The 12,729-nt window shown below is 68.1% G+C and carries 8 protein-coding genes and 1 pseudogene; 2 read left to right on the top strand and 7 right to left on the bottom strand.

Features of this window, described 5'->3' with window-relative positions; all coding sequences use genetic code 11:
• Positions 1–105: 105 nt before the first annotated feature.
• The 4 genes from IG75_RS0135290 to IG75_RS38750 all read right to left on the bottom strand — a co-directional run bounded on the left by IG75_RS0135290 (position 106) and on the right by IG75_RS38750 (position 4,660).
• Positions 106–2,658 carry an ATP-binding protein gene (locus IG75_RS0135290; RefSeq protein ID WP_030525698.1) on the bottom strand — a complete coding sequence of 851 codons (2,553 nt, stop codon included), beginning with the start codon at positions 2,656–2,658 and terminating at the stop codon, positions 106–108.
• Positions 2,659–2,737: 79 nt separating this feature from the next.
• The gene (locus IG75_RS0135295; protein WP_030525699.1) at positions 2,738–3,310 is read right to left on the bottom strand and encodes a dihydrofolate reductase family protein; all 573 of its coding nucleotides are present in this window, start codon (positions 3,308–3,310) and stop codon (positions 2,738–2,740) included.
• A gap of 210 nt (positions 3,311–3,520) precedes the next feature.
• Positions 3,521–4,276: a MerR family transcriptional regulator gene (locus tag IG75_RS0135300; RefSeq protein ID WP_030525700.1), complete on the bottom strand. Its 756-nt coding sequence runs from the start codon at positions 4,274–4,276 to the stop codon at positions 3,521–3,523.
• Positions 4,277–4,363: 87 nt separating this feature from the next.
• Complete coding sequence (locus IG75_RS38750; protein WP_030525701.1) at positions 4,364–4,660, bottom strand: WhiB family transcriptional regulator; 297 nt, start codon at positions 4,658–4,660, stop codon at positions 4,364–4,366.
• Between the two features lie 147 nt (positions 4,661–4,807).
• Between IG75_RS38750 and IG75_RS39630 the strand changes: the two genes are divergently transcribed.
• Positions 4,808–5,191 carry a DUF1707 SHOCT-like domain-containing protein gene (locus IG75_RS39630; RefSeq protein WP_051715609.1) on the top strand — a complete coding sequence of 128 codons (384 nt, stop codon included), beginning with the start codon at positions 4,808–4,810 and terminating at the stop codon, positions 5,189–5,191.
• Between the two features lie 4 nt (positions 5,192–5,195).
• On the opposite strand, the gene IG75_RS0135310 is transcribed toward IG75_RS39630, so the two are convergent.
• Positions 5,196–7,841, bottom strand: coding sequence for a serine/threonine-protein kinase (locus IG75_RS0135310; RefSeq protein WP_036516090.1), 2,646 nt, complete (start codon positions 7,839–7,841; stop codon positions 5,196–5,198).
• 141 nt (positions 7,842–7,982) lie between these two features.
• Positions 7,983–9,506, bottom strand: a complete 1,524-nt coding sequence (locus IG75_RS0135315; RefSeq protein WP_081877362.1) for an amino acid permease — start codon at positions 9,504–9,506, stop codon at positions 7,983–7,985.
• A gap of 202 nt (positions 9,507–9,708) precedes the next feature.
• Here IG75_RS0135315 and IG75_RS0135320 point away from each other — a divergent pair, with 202 nt between their 5' ends.
• Positions 9,709–10,851, top strand: a complete 1,143-nt coding sequence (locus IG75_RS0135320; protein ID WP_030525705.1) for an SPFH domain-containing protein — start codon at positions 9,709–9,711, stop codon at positions 10,849–10,851.
• A gap of 203 nt (positions 10,852–11,054) precedes the next feature.
• Here IG75_RS0135320 and IG75_RS0135325 read toward each other — a convergent pair.
• Positions 11,055–12,729, bottom strand: a pseudogene (locus IG75_RS0135325) (NAD-glutamate dehydrogenase domain-containing protein); the annotation flags it as partial.

A 12,729-nucleotide genomic window follows, 5' to 3' on the forward strand; every position in this document is an offset into this window, starting at 1 on the left:
CGGCCCAGCGCAGCTTCACCTACGACAACGACCAGGGCGGCTACCTCGACATCTGCGCCTACAAGCCGTACTACTACGCCTGCCGGTGATCCCGGTGCCGCGCGATCACTGCCGGCCGGGCAGGCGCGGCGTACGCCGCCGGCTCCGGGAACGACCGGCGGCGGTAGCACGTTCGGCATCCACCGCACCGGCGAGGTGGGCCGGAATATGATCCGGTATCTGGCGCCGGGAGCCGATCACGAGCTTCTGCCGGACGCTGGCGACCTGCGCGTCCACCGTTCGCACCGAACTACCCCGCCGCTCGGCGATGGCACTGTTCGGCCAGCCCGCGGCCGCCAGTACCGCGACCTCACGTTCGGCCGGCGATAAGCTCCCCCAGCGCGAATCGGCCGATTCCCCACGATCGACCGGTGTGTCCACCGCGACCGGACGCACCGGCCAACGGCGACGCAGGTACTCCCGTACCGCGTCACTACCGGGGCGGAACTGCCCGCCCCGTTGCTCGGCGACGGCGAAATCCGCCGGTCCGATGACCGCCGTGGCGACCTCGGTCGCCCGGCGCACGCCGAGCACCACCATCGGCACCCGCTCGATACAGACCCCCATCGAGCGGTGGCAGGCCCGGAAAACCCCGACCAGCCAGGCCAGTTCGGTGGCACGGATGCGGATGGCCGCCGCGGCACCCAGCGCGGCGGGATCCCCCGCGAGCACCTGGGTCAGCACGAGCATGCACACCGCCACCGACCACGAGGTCATCCAGGTGTTGCGGCCCGCGGCCATCCCGGACACCGCGCTATGGGCCGGTTCCAGAGCAGCCGCGGGTTCGGCGGAGCGCGAGAGTGCCAGCGTCCGCGCCACTCCCGCCCACCGGGTGGCCAGCGACGACCCGGAGGCCACCGAGCGTTCCAGGTGCCGACGAGTGATCCGGTCGGCCAGCTCCGGATCGCTCAGCATGGCGGCCGCGAGCGCCGCGAAGATCTGACCGCGTTCCACGCCCACCCGGTCGCCCTGCGCGGTGAACTTGTGACCGGCCCGTTCCAGTACCGTCACCGCGTGCGGATCCAGCCGGAACAGCATCAATTCCAGACCCCGGATCCATTCGACCGAAGCGGGCAGGCCGATATCCGTTCCCGGCGAATCCCGCCAGGAGGAATCACCCACACCGGCCGCGGCAGGGCCGGCGACACACTCGTCCAGCAGGGCCGCGGCCCGATCGGCCTCGCCCTGCCACAGGTAGTACCAGCCGAGCAGCGCGGTGGCTCGGATGTGGTGTTCGGTGACGCCCTCGGTGCGAGTGACGTCGAGCGCCTGCGCGGTGAGCCTGGTGAGCGCCCGGCTACCGCCCTTGACAAACGGCACCCATACCGACAGCAGCACCGACGCCGTCTCCAGGCCGACCAGCGCCTCGGCGGGATCGGTCAGACCGGTTTCGATACCGATCAGGATGTCGTCCCAGGAGGTACGGGCCCAGTCGAGCCACAACCGGTCGCCCGGCCCGTACCAGAGCGACCGTGCCTCGACCACGCGGTCACGGTGGTAGCGGCGATGCCGGGCGGCCAGCCGGGCCGCCTCGGCCGGTTCGCGGCGCAATCGGTCGCCGGCGAACAGTCGCACGCTCTCCACCAGGTACCAGCGCACACTCGTCTCGGTGCGGAACGTCGAGACCAGGGAGCGTTCGGCCAGCCGTTCCAGCAGCGGTGCCACCCGCTCGGCGGGCAGTATCCCGTCCGCGCAGACCGCTATGACAGCGGGCAGTTCGACTCCGTTGCGCTGCGGCACGGCCCCGTCGGTTTCGTATCCGGCCGCGAAGACCGACAGGCGCCGCAACAGCACCTGTTCCTCGGCCGCGCACAGATCGAACGACCAGGCGATCACGTCGTAGACCCCGCGGTGCCGCCGTTCGGTACCCGCCCGCGCGCTCTGCGACCAGCGCATGCGCTGATCGGTGGCGTCGCCGCTGAGCTCGGCCAGCACCATGGCGGGTGGCTGGTGACGCAGCCGTGCCGCGGCGAGCCGGAGGAACAGCGGATTGTGCTCGACGCGGCGGCAGATCCGGCGCACCAGCGCGAGCTGGGCCGGATCGTCGGGCACGGGGCATCCGGTGAGTTCGGCACGCTGCCGGAACAGCTGCAGCGATTCGAAGGCCGACAGTGGCGGCACGGCGAGGATGTACTCGTCGGCCCAGCCGATGGGCTCGCGGCTGGTGGCCAGCAGGGTGAGACCGGGAGTGGCGGCGAGCAACTCGATGACCGCGCGCGCGGCCGCCGCGAGCACGTGTTCGCAATTGTCCAGCACCAGAATCGCGTGCTCGGCGATCGCGCCCGCGGGCGGACCCACCGCGACATCCAGGGCGTCGGGATCGCTGATATCGGTCCGCACCACCGAGCGCAGCACGTTCTCGGCACCTTCGCCGCAGTCGCGTTCGAGTTCGGCCAGGCGCGCCCAGTACACCGGCCGGTCCGGTTCGGCGCGGTGCACCCGGCGCATCGCTTCGGCGGCCAGTCTGGTTTTGCCGATACCGCCGGGCCCGACCAGGGTGATCAGTCGTCCCGAGCCGGAGCGCAGCAGGTCGTCCAGGCGCGCGAGTTCCCGCATCCGACCGAAGAACTCGGTGGCAGGTGCGGCCGGTGCCGCACCGTCCGGGTAGATCACCGCCATGGAAACGTAAATTAGTGCACGTCACGTCGGACCGTCCGACGAACCCGTGCAATTCACACAACACCCGCCCGCGGGACGCTCAGCACATCAGGCAGGCCTGCTGGCGGTAGTGCATCTGGACCACCGCGCTGTCGAAGGTCAGCACATCCACCAGTTGCAGCCCGCTGGTATCCACCGGCGACCGGAAAAGGGGTACGCCGCCGCCCAGGAGCAGGGGGTGCACGAAGAGCCGGAACTCGTCGATCAGATCGTGCGCCATGAAGGACCGCGCGGTTTCCGCCCCGCCGAAGAGCACCATGTGCTGGCCCGCGGCCCGCCGTTGCCGCACCTCCTCGATCGGATCCGGGCCGGTGACCCGGGTGTTCCACGAGGGGTTGCGCAGGGTGCGGGAGACGACGAGTTTCGGCGCGGCGCGCCAGAATCGCGCGAAGTCGACGTAGAACGGCGAGACCGGCGCCAGATCGGCGGTGGGCCAGAAGGCCGCCAGGATCTCGTAGGTTCTGCGCCCGTAGAGCAGCAGGTCGGCGCTCCGGAGTTCATCCAGGTATTCGGTACAGAGTTCCTCGTCCACGACCGGCCAGTGGACCGCCTCGTCGGGTCCCTCCGCGAACCCGTCGAGTGATATCTGCATCCACAGTGTCACGCTTCCCATTCCATGCCTCATCTACCGCGTCAGGTGCCAAGAAGCAGATTCTGCACCCGCCCAGGGCCGCGCGCATCCGTAGAAGAGCGGAAAGTTACCTAAGTAGTCGTTCGCCGGGAAATCGTCCCGGCCGACGGAAGAGCCACCGTCGAATGTACCGTCGTTCAGCGCAACGCTCCCCTACCCCTTTCCCAGGCCGGGGAAGCCGCAGTGCTCGGTTCAGCTCTCCGCCGGAAGGTCGGCGAGTTCGCTGTCGCTATCGATATAGTGCGCGACGAGCTTGTTCACCAGCTCCGCCGCCGCCTTACCGGGCAGGGTGCGGGCCAGCTGCAACTGTCCGGTCAATTCCGCCAGGTCGGCGGCCTCCTGCCCGGAGTCCTGATACTTCTGCCAGGTCGTGCGATGGAACAGGTCGACGAACCGGCGGGCCATCCGGTCGCAATCGGCCCGTATCCGTTCGAGCTCGCCGAGGACCTCGGCATCGGGAACACCGACGGCCGCCAGTTGCTCCGCGATCCGGATGAGCTGCCGATCGGCGGGCCGATAGGTGGCGGCGTCGACCGGCTCGTAGAGCCCGACGGCGACGATCCTGGCCAGCCCGTTCGGCACCGAGCCGTAGCGTTCCTGCAGTTCGGTGGCGGGAATGGCATCGGCGGGAACGGCCGACTCGTCCGCGGACGGCTCGCCGGTCTCCATACCGCCGAGCAGCGGCCCGACGCCCAGGATGTCCCCCAGATCGTCCCCGCGGTCCCAGGCCTTGAGCAGTTCCTTGATGCCGTTCAGTTTGATGCCGCGATCGAGCAACCTGCTGATCGTGCGCACCCGATTGAGGTGGTCTGGACTGTAGTAACCCGTTCGCCCCTTGACCTGCGGTGGAGGCAGAACCCCCCGTTCGTGGTAAACCCGCAGGCTGCGCACGGTCGTGCCGGCAGCCCGCGCCAGTTCATCGATCGTGTACTCCACACCAGCAGCCATATAACAAGGAAACCACAAAGGCGCGATGACGACCTGCGCCGGACACGACCGAAACGTCCGATTCAACCCTAGTTGGGGCGGGGTTCGCTAGTTCGTCGAGCGTGAAGTAACGGCCCGTTGGGTATGTGTGCGGCGCTCGTCTTCCGACATACCGCCCCACACTCCGTACGGCTCGCCGACCGCCAGCGCGTAACTGCGGCACCGATCGAGTACCGGACAGGTATCACAGATCTGTTTGGCGCGCCGCACCCGCGCGGCCCGTGCCCGGCCCCGCTCCCCTTCGGGATGGAAGAACACGGTGGATTCCAGGCCGCGGCAGGACCCGTTCAATTGCCAGTCCCATACCTCGGCCGCTGGGCGCCGAGACTGGATCACGGTGGACATACACAACTCCTCTGCCCGCAATTCTGTGAAGCCAGCGTAATTACTCCCCAGATGTGGGAATCGGCGCCGAGCGACCTCCCGCCGGCTTCCCGGCAGTGGCGATCACCGGGTCGAGCCGGACCGTGGAAACCGTCCTATGCTGCGAGTATGAGTGAGCTACCGGGCGCGCGCATCACCGTCGAGCAACGCGATCGCGCGCTGCGGGAGCTCGCCGAGCACCTCGGTTCGGGCCTGCTCACGCTCACCGAATACGAAGAACGCACCGCCGCCGTGACCGCCGCGCGTACCACCCCGGAACTCGCGGCCCTATTCACCGATCTCCCCGCGCCGCCGGCGACACCCGGCTCGAACGAGACCGCCGATCCCGCGCTCGGTTTCGCGGTACTGGCCGGTGGCTCGGCCGTCTTCGCGCTCGTTCTCGCGCTGGTGTACGGCGGCTGGCTGTGGCTGCTGCTGCTGGTGATCGTCCTGGTCTCGGCGCCGCTACTGCCGGCAGTAATCCGGCGGCGCCGGATCGCCGGGCAGTCCTGAACCCTCACCAGCGGGTATGCGGTCGCACGCTGTTGGCCAGATCGACGAGCCGGTACCGGTGCAGGCGGCCCGGGGCGGTCCGGGCCAGGGCGCGCAGTCGTGACTCCAAGCCGCCGCGAAGTCCCGCGACAGTGAGCGGATAGCCGAGCAGCCTGGTGTCGGCGGATGCGGGCCGCATCCGCGATTTCAACCACTCCAGTGCCGCGCCGACCACCACGACCTGCATCTGCAATGCCCGCGGCTCATCGACGAGTTCCAGCCGCGATGCCGCCTCACGCAGATCGATCTCGGTGATCTCCCGATGCGGCCGCGATACCAGCAGCAGGCTGCCCGTCATCCGGGCGGTGCCGTGATGACGAGAGGTCACGGGTACCTCGTCGAGGACCTGCACGGCCTGCAACAGCTCACCGTCGGCGGCCAAGCGGCGAGCCAAACCGAACGCGGCGCTGACCACCGCGTGATTGGTCTGCCAGACCAGCCGGTAGAACTCCGACGCGGCGGCATGCCACCGGTCGGACTCACCGGGATCGCTCAGCGTCTGCAGGGCGAGTTCGGCCGTGGCGGCCAGCGCCAGCGGCGGCGCCAGCTCACCGGGCAGCATGGTGTGCACCTGGTCGAAATGCAGGTAGGCGAGTTCGTACTGCCCGTCCAGCAGATCGATGACACCGCTGAACCATTCGACCCGCCAGTCGGTCACCGCGCGGGGCCGCAACTCCTCGAGCAGTGCGAGCGCCGGAGCCATCTCGCCGAGGTCGAGATGGGCGCGGACGGCGGCGAACGCCCCCTCGACCTCGAAGGTCTCCGGCGCGTCGATGGTACCGGCCGCGATACGTTCGGAGGTCTGGCGCAAGGAGTCCAGGGTCTGGCGGGCGTCACCGTGCAGCAGCGGGCTCAGCAGCTGCACGCTGGGGTCGTCGGCGTCGATCAGCGGGATGGGCAGGGTGGCCACCACGGCCGCGGCGTCGAGACCGAGGCTGCGGTGGCCACCGTCGACCATCCCGTCGGTCTGGCCGATCAAGGTGTCGATACCGAAATCCCCGCGCAGCGAGCCGAACTCCACCGATGCCTGCGGGTGTTCACGCCCGGAATCGGCGGCCAGCACCATCCGCAACACCCCGGCCAGCTGGCAGTACATGGCATAGGTGGAGGGGAAGCGCCGGCTCGGATCCATATGCGTCGCGCGCACCAGCAGCCGATACAGGCACGGATAGCGCCGCAGCAGCGGGTACTCCTCCGGTGTCGGCATCTCGGTGCGGTAGTTGCCGTGGGAATCCTTGCGCAGGTCCAGGATCAGTGCGGCCAGGGTGCGGCCGGCGGCGTACACATCGGTGGCCACCGTGGGACCGGTTTCGATGATCTCCGGCGCCTGATAGCCGGGGGTGCCGTAGATACTGCCGTAGGATTCCATGGCCGCGACGGCGCCGAGATCGATGAGTTTGACCTCGTCGTCGGTGACCATGATGTTGTCCGGTTTGAGGTCGTTGTAGGCCAGCCCGAACGAGTGCAGATAGTCGAGAGCCGGCAGGACCTCCATCATGTACGCGATGGTCTCGGCCACCGGAAGACGTTCCGGCCCCGCCATATCCAGCATCTTCTTCAATGAGCGCCCGCCGACGTACTCCATCACGATGTAGCCGTCGGCCACCTCGCGCTGCGAGCGGTGCTTGACGAAGTTGTAGATCTTGACCACGCCGGGATGCGTTATCTCGGAGAGGAACTGACGTTCGGCCAGCGCCACCACGTGCGCCTCGAAGTCCTGGGGGTTCTGCAACCCTTTCAGGACCACCCACCGGTCACTGACGTTCGTATCGACCGCCAGATAGATCCAGCCCAGACCGCCGTGTGCCAGACAGCCTTTGACCAGGTATTGCTCCGCCACGACCTCACCGGCGGAGAGGGCGGGCAGGAAGTTGTAGGCCGACCCGCAACGTGCGCACTCCCCGGCCACCGCGCCGGGCCCGTCCGGGCCGGACCGCCCGTTGGGCGCCTGGCATTTCCAGCAGAACCGCTTGTGTTCGGGCACCACCGGATCCGCGAGCACCGCGGTGGCGGGATCGACCGGATCCACCCGTGGCAGCGCCACCAGTCCGGCGCCGAGGCGGCGGACGCTCGGGCGGGAACGGGCATTTCGCCCGGAGGGCATTTCGTCCTCGAAGCCGGCGAACGGGTCGGGATCATCGGGATCCTCGTCGTCGTCGGCGAGTAGCAACTCGTCGAGATCATCGTCGTCCGGACCGGCGAGACTGTTGAGCCGGGCGATATCGTCGCCGGTCAACGCGGCGATGGCCCGGTCGAAGTCCGACAGCGCCGGCGTCTCGGGCGGACTGTCCGAGCCCACGGGCGCGGCGACGACCGGGGGTACCGAACCCACCGTCACCGGCACGAAGACACCGGACCCGCTGGGGACCGAGGCGGCGTCGGTGGCACTGCGCGGCTCGGCACTGCCGGATTCGGCGAGTAGTTCCTCGGCGGCTCGCGTCAGGTCGGACTCGGCGGCTCGCCGGCCACTTTCGCTGCTGTTGGTACGCAGCGTCGACCAGGTGTGCGCGCCGCGGCGGGGCATTTCCGCACCACGGGTCCGCCGTTTGGACCAGGGCGGCGGGAGCGGACGCTCGGAGCTGGGCTGCGACGAGCTGGGCTGCTCTGGCATGCACGACCTCTCAAACCCGCGGAAGAACAGAGAGAGTCTATTGTGATCCCGGCCCGCGGGGGCGACAGGTCGATCGTTCCCTTTCCTGGGAATGCGGAATACCCCGGACCTGCTATCCGGGGTATTCCACGCAGTTCGGCGTTACCGCTGATCCTCGGGTTCGTCGAGGATCCGGACGGTGCTACCGGGTTCTTCGGCCGGCGCCGGGGCGGCGGGCACCACGGCACGTGCGGCGGTGAGCTCGCCCACTCGCTTCCGCGCCAAGAACCAGCCGCCGACCAGGGCCGGAACCCCGACCACCAGCATGGCGATCACCGCGGCCCGCTGTTCGATCTCATCGCTGAACAGCATCAGCAGCACCACACCGGCCAGGAACAGCAGGGTGGCGTAGCTGGTGTACGGAGTGCCGGGCAGACGGAACTTCGGCCGGGTCACCTTGCCGTCGCGAGCCCACTTCCACAGCTGGAGCTGGCACAGCACGATGGCGGTCCACGAGAAGATGGTGCCCAGCGCCGAGACGTTCAGCACGATCTCGAAGGCCTGATCGGGGACCAAGGCATTCAGTCCGACACCCGCCAGCGCGATCACACCGGTGGCGAGGATGCCCACATACGGGACGCCGTTCTTGGACATGCGGCTCGCGACGGTCGGGGCACTACCGTTCATCGACATCGAGCGCAGGATGCGGCCGGTCGAGTACAGGCCGGCGTTCAGGCTGGAGAACGCCGCGGTCAGCACCACCAGGTTCATGACCGAACCGGCACCGTCGATACCGATCTTGGAGAAGAAGGTGACGAACGGGCTCTCACCGGACTTGAAGACGGTGTAGGGCAGCAGCAGGCCGAGCAGCACCAGCGAACCGACGTAGAACAGCGCGATCCGGGCGATCACCGAGTTGATGGCGCGCGGCATGATCTTCTCGGGATTCTCCGCCTCACCGGCGGCGGTACCGATGAGTTCCACCGCGGCGTAGGCGAAGACGACACCGGTGGTGACGACGATCAGCGGCAGGAAACCGCTCGGGAACAGGCCGCCGTTGTCGGAGAGGACGCTGAGACCTGTCGGCTGACCCTCGATGTCGAAGCGCCCGGCCAGGAAGATGGTGCCGATGATCAGGAAGGCCACGAGCGCGACGACCTTGATCAGCGCGGCCCAGAACTCCAGCTCACCGAACCACTTCACCGAGATCAGGTTGATCGCCACCACGATGGCCAGGGCGATCAGCGCGATGGTCCACTGCGGTATCACCTCGAACGCGCCCCAGAAGTGGACGTAGGTGGCGATCGCGGTGATATCCACGATGCCGGTCATGCACCAGTGGAAGAAGTACATCCAGCCGACCGCGAAGGCCAGTTTCTCGCCGTAGAACTCACGGGCGTAGGACACGAACGACCCGGAGGACGGGCGGTGCAGGACCAGCTCGCCCAGGGCCCGAAGAATGAAGAATACGAAGATGCCGCAGACGGCGTATACCAGGAACAGGCCGGGTCCGGCCTCGTGCAGCCGGCTGCCGGCGCCGAGGAACAGGCCCGTTCCGATGGCGCCACCGATGGCGATCATCTGGAGCTGCCGGGGCCGCAGCGACTTGTGATAGCCCGCATCTTCGGCGTGCAGACCGTCCGCCGGCGCCGCCTGACCCGGAGGCTCTTGAACTGTTGTCATCATGTTGCCTTTCGAGTGGCGCAGATCATGTCTGCGAGCAATGTACCGCTAGTTAGCGGCACGATCAATAGGGGGCCGTCAGGTGTAACCCAGTGGAAACCAGGCACTTTGGTAAAAACCCAAGGTCGGCCGCCATGTAAGAGCCATTGATCGAGCCGCTGAACGTCGATACGCTGGATACGTCAATTGCGTAGGGAGCACCCAGATGGCCTGGTTCGAACGCGAGTTCATCGCCGTCCCCGAGACCGGCAAGAAACAACTCGTCTACAAGTGGCCGGATGTGAACATCCGGCGATACTCCCGCGCTATCGTCAATGCCGACCAGACCGCGCTGTTCGTGAAGTCCGGTCAGGTCCTGGGCACGCTGGGGCCGGGCCGGCACCGGATCGACGCGGACGAACTCCCGGTTCTCGGCGCACTGGTGGATACGCTGACCGGCGGCAACCTCTACCGTGCCGAGCTCTACTTCGTCTCCACCCGGGAGTTCGCCGGCATCAAATTCGGCGGCCGTCTCGCCGATATCGCCGACCCGATCAGCGAGCAGATCGTCACCCTGCGGGTTTTCGGCGAGTTCGCGCTGTCCGTCCGAGACGCGCGGCAGCTGATCACCTCACTGGCCGGTAGTACCGATCTGCACGATCCGGCCGGGATCGAATCCTGGAGCGCCGACCTGCTGCTCAAGGCGATGAAGGTCGCGGTCACACAGGGTGTTTCCCAGGGTGAGTGGCCGGTCCTCGGCCTGTCCGGACTCCTGCCCGTGATCGAGCAGGCGGTCGTCCAGCAGACCAATACCGCACTCTACGAGTACGGGTTACGGATACCGCGGCTCGGCAATTTCGACATCACCCTGGCCCCCGAAGACGCCGACCGGCTCAAACGGCTCGCCAAGGATGTCACCTACATCCGGCTCGCCGGAGATTTCCGGCAATACGCCGCCGGGGAGATGGCGCTGGGCGCGGGCCAGGGGCTGGCCTCCGGGCACGGCCACGACGGTGGGTTCATCGGCGCCGCGCTGGGCATCAACGCCCTGCAGCAGCAGCCGGGGCCCGCGGTGGCCGGAAATTTCCCGCCGCCGCCGAGTTCGCCGTGGCAACAACACCAGCAGCGCCGGGAGGAGCCGAGCGCGACGGCGCTGCCGCCCACCGCGAAACCCGCCGAACTCGGTCCCGCGGCGGCGGACCCGGTCTGCACCGCCTGCGCCACGGTCAACCCGCCGGGTGCCAAGTTCTGTGTCGAATGCGGGAATCGCTTCGCCCCGGCCGAACCGGCCCGATGTCACGAATGCGACACCGAGATGCTGCCCACGGCCAGGTTCTGCGCCTCCTGCGGAACCCGCCGCCCGGACTGAATCCGGTACCCGGCCCGCCGCCGGGCGCAGCACAGTCGGGCGCCGAACCCGAGTCGGCGGGCGGGTCCGTCCGGCAACGTAGGGCGCGAGCAGGGGCGCCGACAGGACGACGAGCCTTCGGCCGAGCGGATTCCGGCGGCACAGCGGAAACGACGGGTGGCCGTCCGGCCCGAGCCGGACGGCCACCCGCGAATCCCGGGTGATCAGGCGACGATGCCGGACTCCGAGCTACCCGCCAGGCTCCGCACCTGCCGCGCCGCCACCGACAGGGTCGCCAGATCGTGCCGGCTCACCCCGAAGATCTCGGTGAGCGCGGCGCGGGCCCGGGTCAGCCGTGACCGGTTGGTCTGCTCCCAGTAGTCCAGCTTCTCCGTCACCGGGTCCTCCGGGTCGGTGGCGGTGGCGATATCCAGCGTCAGCAGCCGCAGCGACTCGTACAGGTCGTCACGCAGCGCCAGCCGCGCCAGACCGGCCCACCGCTGATCATGGTCGAGATCGCCGACCGCGCTGATCAGCCGGGTGATCTCCAGATGCGCGTTGAGCGCGAAATAGAGTTCGGCGATCTCCTGTGCGTCGCGTTCGGCGATATCGGCGATATCCAGCACGTCCAGCAGCGGGAAGAGATGGATCAGACGGTAGACCTCGGCGGCCAGATCCTGCGGGGCGCCGTGTTCGGTCGCCTCGGTGGCGTGCGCGGCGACCCGTTCGGCCAGCGGTTTCGGCAGCCAGCCGGGCACCCGGTCCGCCAGCGCGCGCACTCCCTCGCGATAGCGAGTGATATCCGCCCCGATCGCGATCGGCTGCGGCCGGTTGAGCAGCAGCCAGCGCGCGGCACGTTCCAGCGTGCGGTTGGTCTCGAGCTCGAGCTGATCGCGGACCGAGGTCGGCATCTGCTCGGAGCGGATGCGCTGCCACAGCTCCCGCAACCCGAAGATCTCCACCGCGGCGGTGAACGCGCGGACCGCGTCGTCGGTGGTGGCGCCGATCTCCTCGGACAACCGGAAGGCGAACGTCGCACCGCCGAAATCGACCATCTCGTTGACCACCACGGTGGCCACGATCTCCCGGCGCAGCGGATGCCTGGTGATCGCACCGGCGAAACGCTCCCGCAGCGGTGTCGGGAAGTAATCCGGCAGCACCGCCGCGAAAGTGGGGCTGTCCGGCAGATCCCCGGCGAGCAGATCGGCCTTCAGCGCGAGCTTCACATGGGCGATCATCGTGGCCAGCTCCGGGGAGGTCAGCCCTGCCCCGCCGGCGATCCGCCGCTCCATCTCGGCGTCACTCGGCAGCGCCTCGAGGCGGCGGTCCACGCCGCGCCGGGTCTCCAGTTCGGTGAGCAGCCGCCGGTGCACCGCACCACGCCGCCCGGCACCCGACCGGGACAGGCCGATCCGGAAGTTCTGCGAGATATTGTCGCGCAGCACCAGTTCGGCGACCTCGTCGGTCATTTCGGCGAGCAGCGGATTACGGTCTTCGAGATCGAGTTCGCCCGCCGACACCACCGCGTCGAGCAGAACCTTGATATTCACCTCGTGATCGGAGCAATCCACCCCCGCGGAATTATCCAGCGCGTCGGTGTTCATCTTCCCGCCGTTACGGCAGACACGTCGGCGTTCGTTTCCGAACTCGCCTTGATATAGGTACCGATACCGCCGTTCCACAACAGATCGACCGGGGCCTCGAGAATCGCCCGGATCATCTCCGGCGGCGAGAGCCGGGTGACGCCGACCGGAAGTTTCAGCGCGGCACGGACTTCCGGGCTCACCGGAATGGCCTTCGCGGTGCGGTCGTAGACGCCGCCACCCGCACTGATCAACGAACGATCATAATCCGCCCAACTCGACCGAGCCAACCCGAACAACCGCGACCGCTCACCGA

Source organism: Nocardia rhamnosiphila NBRC 108938 (genome assembly GCF_000720425.1).
Lineage (GTDB): Bacteria > Actinomycetota > Actinomycetes > Mycobacteriales > Mycobacteriaceae > Nocardia > Nocardia rhamnosiphila.